Genomic DNA, 19027 nt, shown 5'->3' with positions numbered 1-19027 from the left:
ATCGTAACGGATGATCGTATGAGATTTATATTGACATAATTCTGCCGAAAGTGTATAATCAGCGTATAAATACATGGAGGTAATATTATGCCGCTATTCAAAAAGTGCAGAGATTTCCATCTCGTTAAAGACATAAAGGCAATGGGTATTTATCCCTATTTCCACGAACTTGAATCAAAGCAGGATATCGAGGTCATGATGGAGGGCAAACGGCGCATAATGCTCGGCTCCAACAACTACCTTGGTCTCACGGTGCATCCCGAAGTCATAGAAGCCGGCGTAAAAGCGCTCGAGAAGTACGGTTCCGGCTGCTCCGGCTCTCGCTTCCTCAACGGCACGCTCGACCTGCACAATCAGCTTGAGCGCGAACTCGCAGAATTCGTCGGCAAGGAAGAGTGTGTGACCTTCTCCACCGGCTTCCAGTCAAACCTCGGCATTATTTCCGCTATCGCAGGCAAAGGCGACTACATATTCAACGACCGCGAGAATCACGCCAGCATTTACGACGCCTGCAAGCTCAGCTACGCCGAAACGATCCGCTACAAGCACAACGATATGGCAAGCCTCGAGAAGAAACTGAGCGAGGTACCGCTCGAAGCCGGAAAGCTCATCGTCACCGACGGCGTTTTCAGCATGAGCGGCGATATGTGCAAGCTTCCCGAGATAGTCGCGCTCGCCGGGAAGTATAAGGCGCGCGTCATGGTCGACGACGCCCACGGACTCGGAGTCGTCGGCGAAGGCGGACGCGGCACGGCGAGCTATTTCGGACTCACCGACAAGGTGGATATCATAATGGGCACGTTCAGCAAATCGCTGGCGAGTCTCGGCGGCTATATGGCCGCGAGCAGCGAGGTCTGCGAATTCGTCAGACACAGCTCCCGTCCGTTCATTTTCAGCGCTTCCATCCCGCCCGCCTCCTGCGCTACCGCTATAAAGGCGCTTGAGATAATGAAGCGCGAGCCCGAACGCGTCGAGCGCCTGGGCGATCTCGCAGAATACCTGCGCGACGGAATGAAGAAGCGCGGACTCGCTATCCGCGACGCCGACAACAAGCGCGTCCCGATCGTCCCCTTCTATACCTACGAACAGGTACGCACGCTTACCATCGGCAAGATCCTTTTTGACGAAGGCGTTTACGTCAACCCTGTTCTGCCGCCGGCGACGACTCCTACGGAGTGCCTGCTTCGCACGAGTCTGATGGCGACGCACAACGAGGAGATAATCGACGAAGCCCTCGATATCATCAAGAGAGTGGTTGAAGAGAATGCCTGACGTAAAGGTCGTTGCAATAACCGGCGCTTCCGGCGGTATCGGACTTTCCGCCGCCAAGATGTTCGCCGGCCGCGGTTACAAGGTCTATTGCCTGAGCCGCACCGCGCCTGAAGACGAGAGGATAGCGCATATCAAAACCGACGTTTCCGACGAAAGCACCGTCATCGCCGCGTTCGAACGCATAAAGAGCGAAGCCGGGCGGCTCGACGTTCTCGTCAACAACGCCGGATTCGGCATTTCCGGAGCGACCGAGCTGACCGACACCGCCGCGGCGAAGCGGCAGTTTGACGTCAACTTCTTCGGGCAGTTCATCTGCGCGAAGCACGCCGCTCCCCTGCTGCGCGAATCTAAAGGCGCGATTGTCAACGTCAGCTCCGCGGCGGCGATATTCTCAATTCCCTATCAGGCGTTCTACTCCGCATCCAAATCCGCGATTAACTCGCTCACTCTCGCGATGAGAAGCGAGCTCAAGCCCTTCGGCGTCCGCGTCAGCGCGGTCATGCCCGGCGACGTCCGCACCGGCTTCACGGCCGCGAGGATAAAGGACGACGGCGAGAAGTCGCTCTATTCAGACACGGTAAAGGCGTCCGTGGCGGTTATGGAGAAGGACGAGATAAACGGCATGCCGCCGGAAAAAGTCGCGAAAATCATCGTTAAACTCGCCGAGAAGCGCAGACCGAAGCCCCTGACCGTCGCGGGCGGAAAATACAAGCTCTTCGCGGCGCTCAACAAGCTCCTGCCGACCGGGCTCGTCAACTCAATAGTCGGCTCGATGTATATCAAAAAAGAAAAGAAATAAACGGAATCGGGGACCGCAAGGTCTCCGATTGTCATAAACGCGAGGTGCGAAATGCCGCTGATGATCTTATCAACGACATGTGAATACACAAAAGAAGCTCTCGGCGTCGGAAATCCGAATCCGGTCGTCGGCTGGAAGCTTTCGGGCGGCGAAGGAGCGCGCCAGACCGCATACCGCGTCGAAGTATTCGACGAGGACGGCGGGGCGGTCTGGGATTCCGGCAAGATCGCTTCCGACGCGCAGTTCGGTATCGGAATCAGGCCCGAGCGGCCGCTTCGCCCGATGAGCGAATACTCCTTCACCGTGACTGTGTGGGACGAAAACGACGCGCAGTCGCCCTCCGTTTCATCAAGCTTTGTCACAGGCTTCTTCAAGTCCCACCAATGGCGCGGCGACTGGCTGAGAATATGGCATTACGGCTCCGTTCACTTTTTCAGGCGCGAGTTTAAGCTCGGCAACGTGTCTGATATACGCTACGCTTACGCCTTTATAGGCGCGTTCGGCGACAAGGGCAATTCCTGCGTGCCGTTTATCAACGGCGAACGCATCGGCGACCTGCCGCTCTTCCCCGGCGCGAGCGAATACTTTACCGCGCAGTACGTATGCCGCGACGTAAAGCCGTTGCTGAAAGAAGGCACGAACGCAGTCGGCCTTATGCTCGCGCGGACGGCGTCGATAATTATCAAAATCAAGTATAACGACGGCTCGGAAGTCTTCGTCGACTGCCGCCGGTCAGAGTGGAAATCAAAGACCGGAGACGGTTACAGACTCGGATACGACGAGAGCATGCAGCACGGCAAATTCGAGGAGTTCGACGCGCGCGAGGCGTTCCGCGGCTGGGCCGAAGCCGGATTCGACGATTCCGACTGGGAGCCCGCGGGCGAGACGAACCCGATAATCGACCTCGCTCCGCTCTTTCTTCGCCCGCAGCTTTGCGCGGTCAAAAGCGGCGAAGAGTTATCGCCCGCAGCGATAACGGAGCGCGGCGGCGTAAAGCTTGTCGACTTCGGAACCAACCTCGCCGGTTTTGTCAGCGTCCGCATGAAAGGCAAGCCGGGCGAAACCGTCACGCTCCGCTTCGCGGAAAAGCTCGGCGAAGACGGCGCTCCCGTCTTTCCCGACTGGCGCGGCGCATATAACAAATACACCTTCGCGACGGACGGCGTCGAGGAATACGCCCCATGCTTTATGTACACCGGCTTCCGCTGCGTCTGCGTTTGCGGCGACGCGGAAATCGTTTCCGTAACCGCGCGCCCGATACACAGCGACCTGCTCGGCGATTCGCGCTTCGAATGCTCCGACGGCGCGATCAACGCGATATGCGAAACGGCGCGGAAAAGCTTCCTTTCCAACCTCGTCAACATACCGACAGACTGTCCCGAACGCGAACGCCGCGGCTGGACCGCCGACGCTTACGCCGTTTGCGAATCGGAATGCGTGAGCTTTGACGCTCACGTCTTCTACTCGCAATGGCTCGAAAGCATGCGCGACTGCCAGCGCGGAAACGGGTGGATACCCGTCGAGCTTCCGCTGTCGACGGACGACTGTATCGACGTCAACTGGCCCGCGGCGGCGGTGTTCATCCCCTATACTCTCTACCGGCAGTACGGCGACGCACGGCTCGTAAGGCGTTCCATGCCGATGATGAAGGCGTGGGTGTCTCTGCTCGAAGAGATATGCGACGAGAACTATGAAATCGCCGAAAGCTATATGAGCTATAAAGACTGGATCGCCGCGGAACCGGCAAGTCCGCGCTTCCTTTCTTCCGTTTACTTTTTCAGATGCGCCGACCTGCTCGCGGAGCTCGCCGAAGCCGTCGGCGAGCGCGCCGACGCGGAATACTTCTCCGCGCTCGCGCAAAGGATACGAACCTCGATCAATATGCGTTATCTTGTCGCCAGCGGCGCTGAAGCGTATTACGATAACGGCAGCCAAAGCGCAAACGCCCACGCGCTCTGTTTCGGCGTCTGCCCGGACGAATTGCGCTCCGCGGTCGCCGAAAGCCTCGTAAGCGACGCAGAGAGAAACCGGACCTCCACCTGCGGATTCATGGGAACAGCGTGCATACTCGAGGCCCTTTCCGAAAACGGCAGAAGCGACGCCGCATACCGGCAGATAAAAAACCGCAATCAAGGCGGCTGGCTTTATCTCATCGAAAGCTGCGGCGCGACGACCTTCCCCGAGCATTTCAACGGCGGCGGTTCGCAGAACCACGCCTTCCTCGGCAGCGCGCCCGCGCTGTGGGCGTATAAGCGCCTCGCAGGTATTTCTCCCGAGTTGCCCGGGTACAAACGCGTCCGCATCGAGCCGTATATTCCCGACGATATGGAGTTTGCCTCCGCGACGATAGAAACGCTTTACGGCGATATTTCTGCGTCGTGGAAAAAAGAAAACGGCGCGGTAACGCTCAACGTAACGCTGCCGCCGAACGTATCCGGAACCGTCGTCTTCGGCGGCGGGAGTTATGAAATCGATTCCGGATCCCGTTCTTTCACCGCTTAACCCCTATATAAAGTACAAGCCCTCCCACTTTGGGAGGGCTTGTACTTTATCAAAATACTTATTTGCCGGTTATTCTCTTGACGACCTCGCCCGCCATTATCAGTCCGGCGACGGACGGCACGAACGAAACGCTCGCGGGAGCGGGTCTGCCGCTTTCGCGCTTTTCGGCGTCGGGGGGCGGCGCGCTCGGCTCCTCCTTCGAATAGACGACGGGCAGCGATTTTATCCCGCGCTTTTTCAGCTCGTAACGCATCACGCGGGCGAGCGGACAAACAGACGTCTTGTAGATATCCGCGACCTCGAAGCGCGTCGGATCGAGCTTGTTTCCGGCGCCCATGCAGCTGATTATCGGAACACCCGCGGCGTTCGCACGGCATATCAGCTCGATTTTCGACGATACGGTGTCGATGCAGTCGAGGATGAAATCGTATTTATTCAGCTCAAAGCCGTCGGCGTTTTCGGCGGAGTAAAACGCGGTCACCGCCTCCGCTTTCACGACGCCGGAAATGCGTTCGGCGCGCTCCTTCATAACTTCGGCCTTGCTTCTGCCGATCGTCTCGCGGTCGGCTACGAGCTGGCGGTTTAGGTTCGTTTCCGCGACGGTATCGCCGTCGATAAAGGTCAGTCTGCCGACCCCGGCGCGCACGAGCGCTTCCGCGGCGTACGAACCGACGCCGCCGATACCGAAAACGGCGACGGAAGCGTTATTCAGTTTCTCGACCGCGGCGCCGCCGAGCAGCGCGCGCGTTCTTGCCTGCCAGTCGTTCATATAATCTTCGCCGCCTTTTTGAGAATGCGCAGCGCGTCGCTGACGGTGATCGCGCCGTCGGAGTCCATATCCGCAACATCCGCGGCGTCGCGCTCCGGCGCGAGTCTGATTGCGATACGAAGCGCCGCCAACGCGTCGGCTACGGTCACTTCGCCGTCAGCGTCGATATCGCCTTCGATTATTTCATCATACTCGCGGAAACCGCCGAGCAGTTCGACCTCGCCGATCTGGAACGAGCCGTTTCCGGACAGTTCAAGGCGGTAATACTTATATTCCGCGGGTTCTGCGACCTTGAACGGGCGAACGTACTGCGTCCACTGATAATTCACACCGTGCTCGTTGATAAGCTCGACGTAGCTGCCATCCGAGCTGGTTTCGGAGCCGTAAAGCTTAATATCGACGGCCATATTCTGCGTCCTGCCGGAAGCGACCGTTATCATCTCTACTTTCTTCGGCTCCGCGAACGTAAAGTTCACAACGCCGCTGCCGCTTACGGTCGCGACGCTCGACGAATTATCGACGAAGAGATTCGCTCCGGAAGTGACGGACGTATAGCTCTTGGTCGCTTCTTTGGAGTAATCCTCGGCGGTGTTCAGTTTTTCGCGTCTGCCCGTTGCGGAAGCGAAATCGCTGCCGACTCCCCATTCAGACGGCTCGCTTCCCATAACGAAGGTTATTTCCTTCGCTTTCAGCAGCTCCTCATGGGTGATGAAACAGTCGTAATACGGAACGCCGTCGATCTTCATCGACTGAACGTATACGTTCTCGGCGCTGTTGTTTTCCGCGGTGACGACGAGGTCGCCGGTAGGCAGATGCAGCGTGTATTTTTTATACAGCGGCGAGGTTATCGCGTACTCGCCGGAGCCCATATTCAGCGGATAGAAGCCGAGCGCGGATAGGATATACCACGCGGACATTTCGCCGTTGTCCTCGTCGCCTATATAGCCCTGACCGAAGCGGTTGCCGACGAAAAGGCGGCCGAGCGCTTCGCGCGTAAGCGCCTGCGTTCTGTACGGCCGGTCGGCGTAGTTGAACATATAGAGTATGTGGTGAGACGGCTGGTTGCTGTGCTGATACTGCCCCATACGCACCTCGCGGGCTTCGTACATCTCGTGCTGCCAGTCGAGAGAGCCGGGCTCCCACCTGTTGGAGGCGTTCAGCAACTCTTCAAGCTTAGACGCAAGCCCGTCCTTGCCGCCGTAAAGCCGGGCAAGTCCGTTGCCGTCCTGCGTGACGGAGAAGGCCGTGCCCCAGCCGTTGGTTTCGATATATCCCTGCGACCAGTCGTAGGGATTGTAGGTATCCGTGTTATACGAAAACGCACCGTAGCGGTACTTGACGAAGAAATCGAGATCTTCGCAAAAGTCGTTTTTATAGTCTTTGGCGCGGTCGAGGTAGTATTCGTATTCAGCGTCGAGCCCGAGCGACTTGGCGAGCTGAGCGATGCCGTAGTCGTTTACCGCGCTTTCGAGATGCCAGCAGAGGTTGCCGTAGTTATCCACGCCGGCAAACGGATTCAGCGACACGTTCGGGCGCCCGAAGTTGCCGGAAGACGGCGTCGAAGCATTGCGTACGGCTGAAAGGAACGCGCCTTCCCTGTCGAACTCGATACCCTTCGCCGCGGCGTCGCCGAAGATGACGTCCGAGCTCGTTCCCGCCATCGCGTTAACAGCGCCGGGGTTGAGCCAGCGGCCTACCCATCCGGCGTCGTAATAGTGCGCGACGAGGCCGTCGAGCAGGTCTCCGTCGAGCTCCGGCGTCAGCAGCGCGTAAGCCGCCCACGCAGTGCGGTAGGTATCCCAGAAGCCGTTTGTTGTGTAAAGCTCGCCGTCTTTAACAACCGGGGTATCGGCGGTGCTGTGATAAAGGTCTACGTGCGCGATATGCGGATCGTCGGCGGTACCCGTGTTCTCGCTCATGTTCGTCGGGAACACGTTAAGGCGGTACAGATTGGAATATAGAGCGACGGTTTCTTCCTCGTTCATACCCTCGGCTTCAATAACGCCGAGCAGCTCGTTCCAAAGCGCCGCGCCGCGGTCTTTCACGTCCTCGAGCGTATCGGCATCGGCGATTTCGAGGCGCAGGTTCTTCTCCGCCTGCGCGACGCTGATATACGACGTCGCAAGGCGCATGACGACTTCGGTCGTTCCCTTCTCAAACACGGCGACTCCGATATCGCGCCCCGCCATATCAGTAACGACACTGTCATCCGGGAGCTGATCGAAACATCCGTAGAGATACATTCTCGGATAATACGTATCCTGTATCGGAGAACCGTAATCAATATAAGCGCTGAAGCTCTTTCCGTCTTCCGAAAACGTCAGCGACCATTCGGCCTTCATATTCAGCAGGCCAGTATACGAGCATACGGAATCAAGAATGACGTTTACGTTCGCGGCGTTTTCGGGATAGGTAAAGCGCACTATGCCCGCGTGATCCGTCGGCGCGATCTCGACGCGGACTCCGCTCGCGGGGCTGCCTTCGGCAAGTACCACCGAGTAGTAATTCGCGTGGCAGATCTCGTCATTGCGGTCAAAATCGCATTTTCTCGAAGCGCAGTTGATCCCGCCCTTCGACGGATCGTTCACACCGGTATTCGGCATAAACATAAACGCGGCGTAGTCAAACAAATGGAAACTCGCCTGATGCGTTATCATGAAATGCTGGATCTGATTTGACGGGTGGTATCTGTAAAGCTGTCTGTGGCCGTCGTTCGTCGATGGAGTCCACAGATTGAACGCGTGCGGAACGCATACCGCAGGATAGGTCAGACCGCGGTTCGTCTGGGCGGCGCCGTCGTTGCTCCCGCGGCGCGGATCGGTGTAGTCGACGAGGCTGTCGCACTTCAGAGGAGCGCGGTCGCATATCTTTATATCGTCGAAATACGCTATTGGGCTCTTTTCGCCTTCGTTGGACGGTTTGTCGTAAACGACGACTATCTTGTCTATCGTCTTACCCGCCGCCCAATCGCCGACGCGGGTCTCGATCATATTCCAGTTGCGCGTATAAAGCGCCTTCGTCTCGCCCTGAGCGCGCGCGGAAATGCCGTGACGGTTCTGATCGACGGCTCCGAGGTCGCTGAGATAGGTTCCGTCAGTGAAGCGTATATCGAGTGCGACGTAATGGCTCGTGTATTCGTAGTCGTAGTTATCCTCCGGCTTCGCGTCGGGAATATCCTCAAAATCGGGGAAGACATTATAGCTGAAATACGTGTTTGCGGTCACGGGGATCATAAGGTGATCGAAGATATAAGCGTTTGAATAGCCCCTGCCGGTGCCGTAATGGGTGCCGGTAACGCGCATACAGTGAGCGCCGTTCCACGGCTCGTTATTGACGCCGATAAAGGATCCCGCGGGCCCGCCTTCCACAACTTCCGCGAGCAGCGCGCCGGTCGAAAGATTATTCGCGCCGGCGTTTTCGCGCAGCGTAAAGTCGGAGAACTGCACCGTGCCCGAGGTCTCGCCGCCGGCCTTTTTCGTAATGACCATGCGGTAGTAGCCGTAGTACTCGTCGTTCTCAACCGAAAACTTTTTAGTCTGCGAACGCTTTGTAAACGTCTGACCTTCGAAGGTATGCATAACGGTCCAGTTCTCCCCGTCGAACGATCCCTCAACCGTCCAGTCCATCGGCGCGTTGGTGTTGTAATTGTTCGTCGAGGTTACGGAATACACGACCGCTTTTGCGGGCTCGCGCATTTTGTATCGGATAACGACCGGAAAATCGGTGTTAGTCATATAGCTGGTCAAGGCGTCTCCGTCGGTTAGATTCTCGGGTACGCGAGAAGCGGGAGAAGGAGTATTCGCTTCAACACTTTCGACCATTGACATCATCCAGTTGTTCGCTGTTGTCGTGCGGACGTTCTCCGCCCTCTCTTCATCATAGTATCCGCGCATGGGAACGCCGAAATAGTTCTCGCCGTTCACTCCGCCCATATCGAAGGAAGTGTAAAAAGCGGTGTAATCATCTATCTCCTCTGCGGTTGCAACGATAGAAGGTATCAGCGCGGGCGCATACGCGAACAGACCGCCCGCGACAGAAAAAACAAGCAGTAATGCAAGCGCCCTTCCGACAACTCTCATAAACACACCTCTTTCAGATACTCGAGTCAAAATATGATAATAAAATTATACTTTATGCAACGGACAAAGTCAAGCGCGGGTAAAAAAATACAGCCGGCGGAAATCCCGCCGGCTGTATCCGATAGATACGGGCAGTTAAACTGTTATCAGGGAACCGTAATCGGCAAGCTTCGCGGCGACGCGGAGGATCTTCAGCGCATCAGCAACGGTGATCTGCTGATCAAGATCGATATCGCCTATCTTTAGATCGGAGTTGGTGCATTCAGCGAGCTTCGCGGCGACGCGGAGCGCACGGAGCGCGTCCGCGACGGAAATCACCTTATCGTCGTCAAAGTCGCCCTTCATGTAGTACCATTCAATATAGAAATCGTCGCTGGTGTAATCGTTGCCTTCATACCACGCGACTATCTTCAGGTGAAGCGAACCGTCCCAGCCGTCGTTGGGAACGGTGATTGAGTCGTCGTCGACGACGAGCGCGGTCAGTCCCTGGTCAACGTCCCATTCGCCGTTGTCGCCCTGAGCCATGACCTCGATCTTCTCGGGCGTGTGAGACGTCTGCCAGGACGTGCCGGCGCTGTAGCCGATGCGGACGCTCATGCCCTGCGGCTGCTCGACGAAATAGAAGCCGCTCCAGTTGACGGCGAAATATTCGTATATCGGTTCATAGCCGTCGAAAGACACCCAGACGCGATATTCGCCGACCTGATTGTACTTACCGTTGAGAGTGAAGCTCTTCGGGAGGTCTTCACGAACCGTTCTCCAATCCTCCGCATCCGTGTCGTATTCTTCGAGCCAGGCGGAAACGTGTTGGCGGTCGACGTCCCATGTCACCGTATAGCTCTGACCGCTCGGAACGGTCGCACCATGCGGATAAACGGTGAAGTACGGATAGTTGCTCCATTCCGTCCAGTAAGCCTGGCTGTAAACGACCTCGTCGCCCTCGAATACGCCCTTGACGCGGAAGTATCTGCCGCTGTCTTTATACTCGGACTTGTAATCAACGGTAAATTCCGCGTCGGGACCGATGGATTTCAGAGTAGTCCAACTGCCCTCCTCGCCGGTCTCGCTGACTTCAAGCGAGAGAGATTCCGGAACAGCGTTGGATTCCCAGGTCCAGTTGATGTCGTCGCCGTTTTTCGCCCAGCCGTTGCCGTAAAGCGATATATACGGTTTGACGTGGCTTCCCGCAATGGAGATTATATTCGACCACGGACTGCCTTCTTCATAATACGAGTTGCCGGAAATCTTGGCACGCAGCTCGATCTTATCGCCGGGGTTATACGGTACGTCGTCCTTGGAGAACCACACCTCGCGGACGCCGGCGGTATACCATCCACCGTTAACGACGTCGGCTTCGAACCATTCGCCGCCGTTGATGCGTATCTGTACCTCAAAGCCGCCGAGATCACCGTAGCCGCCGATATAAGAGGCTATCTCGGTCGGATAGGTGCTTTCCGGAAGCACATTGTCGAAGAAGAATTTAACGCTGTATTCCTCCTCGGGGCCTTCGCGCAGGTCGGAGATGACCGGCGCTTCGAGCTCGTCCGGGAGCTCGGGAACGACGTTGTTGCCGTTTTTGCCGACGGTCGTAACGTCGGACCACGGACTGAGTATCACCTGCGGTTCGGCTTCGTCTTTAGCTTCAAAGTAGTTTATGGCATAGCGCGTGCGGAAGGAGATGGAGTGATTATCGAAATCGAAGTACGCTCTTTCGATATATTCGTTATCATCACTGAGCGTTCCGCCGACTACCATACCGGGCTGCAGGAAATCATAAAGATCGAAATCGGTATTGGCGAACCAGAAGAGATTGCTTGAAGAATAGCCGATGCTTGTTCCGAGCGTCACTCTCGAATACGTTTCCGGCAGATCCCACGCGCCGTCTTCACCGGCGGACATCCACTGACCGTTATCGACGCGCATATCGACCTGCACGCTCGAATTCCACCAATACAGACCGTATTCGTCGGATAAATTACCGCCGTTGCTCTCAATAATAAGATCCTCCATAAGGAAATTATTGACGGATTCCGGCGTTACCTGATAGAGGTAGAAATCGCACATCCACCAGTCGTCGAGATTGTCCATATCGTTATGCCACGTGAAATCGGCGATAGGACGCTCGGGCTTCGCTATGCCGTTCGGGAAAAAGGTCCCGACGAACGACGCCGCGCTCGCGGGCAGGACCGCAGCGAACGGAAGCATCAGGCAAAGCGTGAGCAGGATTGAAATGATCTTTTTCATATTGCTGCCTTCCTTCGTGATTATTACGACGAATCGTGTGAATATTTTCACGGAGACCATTATACAACAATTCCCGCGTAAAAGCAACATTTTTATAAAAAACGGAGCCGCGTTTTTTACGGCTCCGTCGATGTTTACTTTTTATTGCTGCCCGTATCGGAGAAAATCGGCTCGTCCTCCGCTTCTCCGGATTCCTTCGCGAGCTGCGCCTGCTCCTCTTCGTAGGGACCGACAATGTATTTGTAGATTACCGCGAAAGAGTTGTAGTTTATAAGATATCCACGGAAGCCGACGACTATAAGCGGCGTTATGACGATGACTATTCCAATGCCGACACTGCTGCCTATCGTGGCGATATAGTAGAGTATCACAAGTATCAACAGACGCACCAGCACGACCATCAGGTTTCTGAAAAATCCGAGACACGCAAGGAAAAAAGCGTTCTTGAATATCTTGACGTATCCGAAATCGAACGAAACGAGCTGCATATAGGTATACATACGCATCATCGTATAGGTCGCCGCGAAGGCGAAGACAACTCCGAAGCCGAGGAGATAAAAGAAACTCGGCTGCGCGAATACGCCTTCGTAAATTATCAGACCGCCCATTATTCCGTACCACCGCAGCGCGATGAACGAAAGCGCGTATACGACAAGGTCGGCTATTCCGAGCGGAAGAGACTTCCAGAAATACTTCGTGAATATTTCGACGAAGTCGCTCCAGAGGAATACGCCCTTTTTGCGTACCATATTGCGAATGACGTAGACGAAAGCGCAGGTCGCCGCAGGCATAGTGACGACCGGTATCGAAAAAAGGAGCCACATCAGTCCGAGCAGCGTAAGCTTCCAGAAATTCGTCGTGTAGACGTCGAAGAAGTTGAACAGTCCTTTATCGCGGCGGTCGTCCTTCGATACGCCTCTCCCCTCGCGCGTCTGGTCGTAGTATTTGCTTATAAGTCCCATTTTGACTTCCTTTCAAGAATCCTCACATCACCGGCAGGAGCAGCTTCACTCCGAGACAGTGAACGAGCGCGCCGAGAGCGGCAGCGGCCGAGGATAATACAAGTTTAACGAAGTATCCGCGCAGGCGCGGAGTATTCACGCCGGAAACGTCGCCAGCGAAAAGGAACCGCGTCAGCGAACCGGATATAAGCACGGCGTCCATGGAAAGCACGCAGAGCGAAACGACGGTTATCGCGGCGTATGGCGCTACCGCGACGATGCAGATGAGCGCGCCCTTCAGGTCGAAGGCGGAGTATATCCCCGTCATCATCACGCCGAAGCCGATGCCGCGGAACGCCGGAACGGCGTATATCACGGGCGCTGCCGCGGCTGTGAAGCCGAGGGTGAAGACTATCGCGACTGTGGTCATACACAGCGCGAAGCTGTCGAAAAAGTACTCGCCGAAGTCAAACGGCTCCGCGCCCGAAAGTATCGCCGCGAGACGCGTTCCGCCGCCGAGAAAGTCGGGCAGCTTCGCGAAGCCGCTGACGACGCAGCCGAGGATTATCCCCGCGAGAAACAGAAAGTATCCGTTTGTCAGGTATCGCGCAAACGGCTTGTCTTTCGCGTTTTTCCGCTTCGCCACTCGGGGCGTGAAGATTATCTGAGGTAATTTCCTTTTCATTGCTCGTCCCACCTTTTGTAAAAAGTATGACGGGACGGGCAGTCATATGACAGTTATTTCAGATCGAGCTCTTCCGCCCGGCGCGTGCAGGCCTCCATTCCCTCGATCACGGCGTCGTGAACGCCGCGCGCGTCGAGGACGTTGACGGCCTCGATGGTCGTGCCGCCCTTGGAGCAGACGCGGTCGATGAGCTCTTCGGGAGTAATGCCGGAATCGGTCAGCATCTTCGCGCTGCCCTCCAGCACTTTAGCGAACAGACGGAGTGCGGTAGCGCGGTCTATCCCCTGCTTTTCCGCGCCGTCCGCGACGGCTTTCGCCAGGTAGTAGACGTAAGCCGGACTGCTGCCGTTGACGCTGATGACGGAGTTCATCATATCCTCGCCGACCTCCTCGACGATGCCGGAGGACGCGAAAAGCGTTTTTACGAATTCGAATTCTTCGCCGCTGACAGGCGCGGAATGCGAAACCGCGGTCGCGCCAAGTCCCATAAGCAGCGAGGTGTTCGGCATAACGCGGACGACCTTCGCGTCGTAACCGAGGAACCGTTTCACGCTCGCGACGCTAACGCCGGCGGCGATGGAAACGTAGACGGCGTTTTCGTTGCTGGCGCCGAGCTTTTCGAGCAGAGGCTTCATCACCTGCGGCTTGACGGCGAGGACGACGAAGTCGCTGTTCCTCGCGACGTCCGTTTCGTCGGCGCGGACGCTGACGCCGCGTTTGCCGAAAGCGTCCGCCTTAGCGGCGTCGATATCAAACACGTTGATTTTCACGGGATCGTAACCCGTTTTCAGTATTCCGCCGATCATGGCGGAAGCCATATTTCCGCATCCGATAAAGCCGATGTTTTTCATAGAGACCTCCTGATCAGAACTCGACGGGCGCGCCCGCCTCCGCCGCCTTCAGCAGCAGAGCGCATTCGAGGCGCTTTTTCTGCATGAAGCAGGCCTGTTCGTTCGGCGAGTCGATGCCGCCGCCGTAGAAAATATTGCCGGCGGCGCATCCGCCGCTGCAGTTGTATTTCGCAAAGCAGTCCGCGCACTTCGGCTTCGACATAATGCTCGACCGGGCGAATACCCCGCGGATATCGTCGCGGACGATACCCTCGTCGAGAGAGCCGATCTTATACTCGTCCATACCGACGAACTGGTGGCAGGGATAGATGCTTTCGTCGGGAGCGACAGCGGCGTATTCGTTGCCCGCGCCGCACCCCTTGAGACGCTTGACCGCGCAGGGTCCGCCGTCGAGGTCGACCATAAAGTGGAAGAAGTTGACCTTTTTGCCTTCGGCGCGGAGCTTGAGGATGACGTTCGTCAGTTTCTCATACTCCTCGGCGATGCGCGGCAGATCTTCGTCGCGGAGCGCGTAGCTTTTGTCCGCGGGCGCGGTTACCGGTTCGATGGATATCTCGTCGAAGCCGAGACCGTAGATGTGTTCGAAATCCGCGGCGAAATCGAGGTTTTCACGAGTGAACGTTCCGCGCAGGTAGTAACTCTTGTCTTTTCCGCGCTTTTCGAGGAGCTTTTTGAACTTCGGAACTATGATATCGTAGGAGCCGGAACCGTCAACGCATTTGCGCATTCTGTCGTTGACAATTCTTCTGCCGTCAAGCGACAGCACAACGTTGCTCATCTCGGCGTTTATGAAGTCTATGTTCTCGTCGTTGAGAAGCAGCCCGTTCGTCGTAAGCGTGAAGCGGAAGTTCTTTCCCTGCTCTTTTTCGATGCTTCTGGCGTAAGCGACGGTCTCTCTGACGGTTTTCATCGCCATTGTGGGTTCGCCGCCGAAGAAGTCGATCTCGATATTCTTTCTGCCCTTCGAGGCGGCGGTTATGAAGTCTATCGCTTTTTTTCCGGTTTCGGGCGGCATTATGCCGCGCGCGCCGTGGTAGTCGCCCTGCGAGGCGAAGCAGTAGCCGCAGCGCAGGTTGCAATCGTGCGCGACGTGCAGGCACATAGCCTTTATCGGCATGAGCGAGGAATACACCGGCGCGGGGATCTCCTCCGCCGCGGTGTAAAGCATATCGTCGGCGGCGAGCTCCGTAAGCTCCGCGACCGCTTCACGCACGGCAGTTTCGCCGAAGGAGGCTCCGAGCTTTTCCGCGGCTTCATCCGCCGTCGGCAGCTTGTCCGGATACGCTGAAAGCACGGCGTAGGAAACGTTGTCCGGCAGATGCACCGCTCCGCTCTCCACGTCGAGCGCGATATTCAATCCGTTTTGTCTGAAAGTATGTACCAAAGTTATCACCCATAAGGAAATACGGGCGGACAGCGCCTTTTCAGTGCGTCCGCCCCGTATGAATCGTTTTGATGAAAAAACCGAAACGGGCACCGCCGATCGCGGCGATGCCCTCTCGCGCTCTTATTTCTTGTTCTCGCACTTCTGGTTGCCGACCGTGCAGGAAGTCTTGCAGGCGGACTGGCAGGAAGTCTGGCATTCGCCGCAGCCGCGGGTATCGCGGTTCTTTTTGAGAGTGCCTTCTGCGATTGTCTTGATGTGTTTCATTTTGATCTGCTCCTTTATTTTTATAATCTTATCTGCGATTGACTCCGACGATCCCGCCCAGGGCGGCGAAACCGACGGACAGTCCGGCGCTTACGGCAATCGAACCGACGCCGGGAACTGTTTTGCCGGCGATGATACCGGCAAGAAAAGCGACCGCGAACGTTACCGCGCCGGTCACGGCGCCGAATTTGATCCCCTTGCTTCCGGCAAGGGTTCCGCTGACGAAACCGCCGGCGAACGCTCCGAGCGCCGTCGCCGCGTACGCGAGCACGGTCGCCCAGACGATCGGAAGCGAAAGCCAGAGTATCACTCCGGCGAAAATCAGCATCAGCAGGACGCTAACGGCGAGTCCCGCCAAAACGCCCTTCAGCGTTATCTTCAATCCGGCCGCGGAAAACAGCCGCGTATTATTTCCGTCCATACGGTACACCTCCGGAACATATTATTCCGGACGCGGACGGATTATGACGGAAACTGCGTTATCAGTTGCTCTCGTGGACTACCTTTTCCTGAACGGCCCATCTCTTGACTCTGAACTTCGTGCGGTCAACGCCGGACTCGATGACGAAGCCGTCGTCCTTGACCTGAACGATCCTGCCGACGACGCCGCTGATGGTAACGACTTCATCGCCGACGGTCAGAGTCTTGAGCATTTCTTTCGCTTTTTTCTCCTTCTTTCTCTGCGGCCTGATGAGGAACAGCCACATGAGAATGATGAAGACCACGGGGATAAGCAGCGTCAGATAGCTGGTCCAGTTCGGCGCCGCCTGCTGAGCCTGCGAGCCCTGAGGGGCCTGCTGTTGCTGCTGGCCGATCGGATAGCAGCCGGTAAGCCCGAGCATAAGCATTCCGAGCGCAAGAATCAAAGCAAATACTTTTTTCATCGGTACCTCCAAATACGGAATTAGGCATTAAATACCATATCGGTTATATTATATCTGCAACGTGACCATTTTGCAAGCGTATTTTGATATTTTCGTAAAAAAATCACGCGGGATGTTTGTTAAATGATTTCTCTTGACATTTTCCCGATGAAGTAATATACTGTCATTGTAAATCTTTGGGGCGGGGTGAGATTCCCCACCGGCGGTGAAAGTCCGCTAACTCCGGCGCGTCCGGAGCCGACACGGTGAAATTCCGTGACCGACGGTGTTGACCGGAAGCGGTCTGAAGTCCGGATGAGAAAAGATTTGTTTTCTCCGTTATTAGTCATGCCCCGGTTTACGCGGGCATTTCTTTATGTGGAGGAACAAAAAATGAAAAAGCAGCGCATTGATCTGAAAACCGTCGCCGTACTGGCGATGTTCGCGGCGATTTCGATCGTACTCGTGTATCTTGTGCACATACCGATATTCCCGTCGGCGCCGTATCTCGAATACGATCCCGCGGATATAATGATTTTCATCTGCTCTCTCGCGATATCGCCGCTCTGGTCGATCGTGCTTACGGTCGTAGTATCGCTGGTGCAGGGGCTTGTGATAAGCGGCTTCAACCTCGGTATCATCATGCACATAGTCGCTACCGGGACCGCGGCTTTCGTCTGCGGAATAATCTACAGAAAGCGCCGCACGCTCGTTTCCGCGATCGTCGGTCTCGGAGCCGCCGTCCTTATCGCAACCGCCGTAATGGTGCCGATGAACATAATATTCACGCCTATTTACACCGGAATGGCGCGTTCGATAGTGATTACCCTGCTGCCCTTCCCGATAATCCCGTTCAATCTCGTCAAATTCGGCATCAACGCCGCAGTTACCGGCCTGCTTTTCAAGCCCGTTATGCTCATTCTGAACAAAACGGGAGTAACCGAGTGATAATTGAGGTGAAAACTTGATCGACGCGATTAAAACATTTTTTACCGAAACGTTCCCGCCGCAGCTCGCGGTCTTCTTCTGCTCGATGATACCGATCATCGAGCTGCGCGGAGCTATACCTCTCGGGTGCGTATTGGGTCTGCCCTTCTGGCAGTCCTTCGGCATCGCTGTTATCGGGAATCTGATACCCGCGCCGTTCATACTGCTTTTCATCCACAAGATCATCGGCTGGCTGAAGCGTTTTAAGATCACGCGCAAGATGGCGCTGTGGGCGGAACGCAGAGCCGAGGTCAAGTCGGAAAAGCGCGAAAACCTGTCGTTCCTCGGACTCGCGGTTTTCGTCGCTATCCCGCTGCCGGGAACCGGCGCGTGGACCGGTTCGCTCGTCGCGAACTTTCTCGGGATACGCTTCAAAAAGGCGTTTCTCGCCGTTATTCTCGGCGTTCTCGTAGCCGGCGTCGCCGTCACATGCATTTCTTACGGAATAGCCGGTATATTTTAAGCAATTTCACTTGACATTGAACGCAACATGTTGTAATATATTCAGATGGAAACCACAACATATTTAGATTTTAACATACAGGAGGAAAAAAGTATGAGCAGATATCTTTTCACCAGCGAATCCGTTACCGAGGGGCATCCCGATAAGGTCTGCGACCGTATCTCCGATTCCGTCCTCGACGCGATAATCGCCAACGACCCCAACGCGCGCGTTGCCTGCGAGACCACCGCGACCACCGGCATCGTCAGCGTTATGGGCGAGATCACCACAACTTCTTACGCCGACATTCCCGGCATAGTCAGAAAGGCGCTCCGCGACATCGGCTACACGAGCGAGTGCGGCTTCGACGCCGACACCTGCGCGGTCGTCACTTCCATAGACGAGCAGTCTCCCGACATCGCCATGGGCGTCGACAAGTCGCTCGAGGACAAGGCCGACAGCGAAAGCATCGGCGGCGGCGCCGGCGACCAGGGCATTATGTTCGGCTTCGCCTGCGACGAAACGCCCGAGCTTATGCCGCTCGCCATTTCCCTCGCTCACAAGCTCGCCAAGCGTCTTACCGCCGTCAGAAAGAACGGCACTCTGCCCTATCTCTTCCCTGACGGAAAGACTCAGGTCACGGTCGAATACGTCGACGGCAAGCCGCAGCGCATCGACACCGTCGTCGTTTCCTCGCAGCACAAAGCCGACGTTTCGCTCGAAACGCTCCGTAAGGGAATCATCGAAAACGTCATCTATCCGACCATTCCCGCCGGACTGATCGACGAGAAGACCCGCATCCTGATCAATCCCACCGGCCGCTTCGTGGTCGGCGGACCCGTCGGCGACTCCGGTCTGACCGGCAGAAAGATCATCGTTGACACCTACGGCGGATATTCCCGTCACGGCGGCGGTGCTTTCTCCGGCAAGGATCCGTCTAAG

General features: G+C 56.2%; 16 protein-coding genes and 1 riboswitch. Of the genes, 6 read left to right on the top strand and 10 right to left on the bottom strand.

The genetic code is table 11. The features are described 5' to 3' along the window. Positions 1 to 87 precede the first annotated feature (87 nt). The 3 genes from J5441_03055 to J5441_03045 are packed head-to-tail and all read left to right on the top strand — an operon-like array spanning position 88 to position 4573. Positions 88 to 1272: an aminotransferase class I/II-fold pyridoxal phosphate-dependent enzyme gene (locus J5441_03055; protein ID MBO4934133.1), complete on the top strand. Its 1185-nt coding sequence runs from the start codon at positions 88 to 90 to the stop codon at positions 1270 to 1272. After that, positions 1265 to 2071 carry an SDR family oxidoreductase gene (locus J5441_03050; protein MBO4934132.1) on the top strand — a complete coding sequence of 269 codons (807 nt, stop codon included), beginning with the start codon at positions 1265 to 1267 and terminating at the stop codon, positions 2069 to 2071. The genes J5441_03055 and J5441_03050 overlap by 8 nt, the downstream gene beginning before the upstream one ends. A gap of 51 nt (positions 2072 to 2122) precedes the next feature. Next, entirely contained in the window at positions 2123 to 4573 is a 2451-nt protein-coding gene (locus J5441_03045; GenBank protein MBO4934131.1) for a family 78 glycoside hydrolase catalytic domain, read from the top strand. Positions 4574 to 4631: 58 nt separating this feature from the next. Here the strand turns inward: J5441_03045 and J5441_03040 are convergent, their stop codons facing one another. From J5441_03040 to yajC, 10 genes are all read right to left on the bottom strand, one after another. Continuing rightward, positions 4632 to 5342, bottom strand: coding sequence for a tRNA threonylcarbamoyladenosine dehydratase (locus J5441_03040; protein MBO4934130.1), 711 nt, complete (start codon positions 5340 to 5342; stop codon positions 4632 to 4634). Continuing rightward, entirely contained in the window at positions 5339 to 9421 is a 4083-nt protein-coding gene (locus J5441_03035) for a GH92 family glycosyl hydrolase (GenBank protein ID MBO4934129.1), read from the bottom strand. Before J5441_03035 ends, J5441_03040 begins: the two co-directional genes overlap by 4 nt. Positions 9422 to 9556: 135 nt before the next feature. After that, the gene (locus tag J5441_03030; GenBank protein MBO4934128.1) at positions 9557 to 11665 is read right to left on the bottom strand and encodes a dockerin type I repeat-containing protein; all 2109 of its coding nucleotides are present in this window, start codon (positions 11663 to 11665) and stop codon (positions 9557 to 9559) included. Between the two features lie 134 nt (positions 11666 to 11799). Further along, on the bottom strand, positions 11800 to 12627 hold the full coding sequence (locus J5441_03025; GenBank protein MBO4934127.1) for a DUF624 domain-containing protein: 828 nt from the start codon (positions 12625 to 12627) through the stop codon (positions 11800 to 11802). A gap of 22 nt (positions 12628 to 12649) precedes the next feature. Then, a complete protein-coding gene (locus tag J5441_03020) occupies positions 12650 to 13291 on the bottom strand; it encodes a hypothetical protein (GenBank protein ID MBO4934126.1) in 642 nt (213 codons plus the stop codon). A 53-nt stretch (positions 13292 to 13344) separates the two neighbouring features. Beyond that, on the bottom strand, positions 13345 to 14142 hold the full coding sequence (gene proC / locus J5441_03015; GenBank protein MBO4934125.1) for a pyrroline-5-carboxylate reductase: 798 nt from the start codon (positions 14140 to 14142) through the stop codon (positions 13345 to 13347). Positions 14143 to 14155: 13 nt separating this feature from the next. Next, positions 14156 to 15526 carry a thioether cross-link-forming SCIFF peptide maturase gene (scfB, locus tag J5441_03010; GenBank protein ID MBO4934124.1) on the bottom strand — a complete coding sequence of 457 codons (1371 nt, stop codon included), beginning with the start codon at positions 15524 to 15526 and terminating at the stop codon, positions 14156 to 14158. 123 nt (positions 15527 to 15649) lie between these two features. Further along, positions 15650 to 15793: a six-cysteine ranthipeptide SCIFF gene (gene scfA, locus J5441_03005; GenBank protein ID MBO4934123.1), complete on the bottom strand. Its 144-nt coding sequence runs from the start codon at positions 15791 to 15793 to the stop codon at positions 15650 to 15652. 28 nt (positions 15794 to 15821) lie between these two features. After that, positions 15822 to 16214, bottom strand: coding sequence for a TIGR04086 family membrane protein (locus J5441_03000; GenBank protein MBO4934122.1), 393 nt, complete (start codon positions 16212 to 16214; stop codon positions 15822 to 15824). A 61-nt stretch (positions 16215 to 16275) separates the two neighbouring features. Beyond that, positions 16276 to 16635, bottom strand: coding sequence for a preprotein translocase subunit YajC (gene yajC / locus J5441_02995; protein ID MBO4934121.1), 360 nt, complete (start codon positions 16633 to 16635; stop codon positions 16276 to 16278). 210 nt (positions 16636 to 16845) lie between these two features. Further along, positions 16846 to 16987: riboswitch (FMN riboswitch) on the top strand. 62 nt (positions 16988 to 17049) lie between these two features. Between yajC and J5441_02990 the strand changes: the two genes are divergently transcribed. From J5441_02990 to J5441_02980, 3 genes are all read left to right on the top strand, one after another. Then, positions 17050 to 17604 (top strand): ECF transporter S component, encoded by a 555-nt coding sequence (locus J5441_02990; protein ID MBO4934120.1) that lies wholly within the window; start codon positions 17050 to 17052, stop codon positions 17602 to 17604. A gap of 16 nt (positions 17605 to 17620) precedes the next feature. Continuing rightward, on the top strand, positions 17621 to 18106 hold the full coding sequence (locus tag J5441_02985) for a small multi-drug export protein (GenBank protein MBO4934119.1): 486 nt from the start codon (positions 17621 to 17623) through the stop codon (positions 18104 to 18106). A 93-nt stretch (positions 18107 to 18199) separates the two neighbouring features. After that, positions 18200 to 19027, top strand: an 828-nt coding sequence (locus J5441_02980) for a methionine adenosyltransferase (GenBank protein ID MBO4934118.1), incomplete at its 3' end; no start/stop codon positions are given.

The sequence above is a fragment of the Clostridia bacterium genome (genome assembly GCA_017620395.1).
Lineage (GTDB): Bacteria > Bacillota > Clostridia > Oscillospirales > RGIG8002 > RGIG8002.
Note: the sequence above shows the minus strand (reverse complement) of the source record. Positions and strands in the feature narration are given on the sequence as shown.

Coding starts and splice junctions, on each gene's coding strand:
- J5441_03055 (MBO4934133.1), top strand. CDS start 88: ATGCCGCTATTCAAAAAGTGCAGAGATTTCCATCTCGTTAAAGACATA.
- J5441_03050 (MBO4934132.1), top strand. CDS start 1,265: ATGCCTGACGTAAAGGTCGTTGCAATAACCGGCGCTTCCGGCGGTATC.
- J5441_03045 (MBO4934131.1), top strand. CDS start 2,123: ATGCCGCTGATGATCTTATCAACGACATGTGAATACACAAAAGAAGCT.
- J5441_03040 (MBO4934130.1), bottom strand. CDS start 5,342: ATGAACGACTGGCAGGCAAGAACGCGCGCGCTGCTCGGCGGCGCCGCG.
- J5441_03035 (MBO4934129.1), bottom strand. CDS start 9,421: ATGAGAGTTGTCGGAAGGGCGCTTGCATTACTGCTTGTTTTTTCTGTC.
- J5441_03030 (MBO4934128.1), bottom strand. CDS start 11,665: ATGAAAAAGATCATTTCAATCCTGCTCACGCTTTGCCTGATGCTTCCG.
- J5441_03025 (MBO4934127.1), bottom strand. CDS start 12,627: ATGGGACTTATAAGCAAATACTACGACCAGACGCGCGAGGGGAGAGGC.
- J5441_03020 (MBO4934126.1), bottom strand. CDS start 13,291: ATGAAAAGGAAATTACCTCAGATAATCTTCACGCCCCGAGTGGCGAAG.
- proC (MBO4934125.1), bottom strand. CDS start 14,142: ATGAAAAACATCGGCTTTATCGGATGCGGAAATATGGCTTCCGCCATG.
- scfA (MBO4934123.1), bottom strand. CDS start 15,793: ATGAAACACATCAAGACAATCGCAGAAGGCACTCTCAAAAAGAACCGC.
- J5441_03000 (MBO4934122.1), bottom strand. CDS start 16,214: ATGGACGGAAATAATACGCGGCTGTTTTCCGCGGCCGGATTGAAGATA.
- yajC (MBO4934121.1), bottom strand. CDS start 16,635: ATGCTCGGGCTTACCGGCTGCTATCCGATCGGCCAGCAGCAACAGCAG.
- J5441_02990 (MBO4934120.1), top strand. CDS start 17,050: ATGAAAAAGCAGCGCATTGATCTGAAAACCGTCGCCGTACTGGCGATG.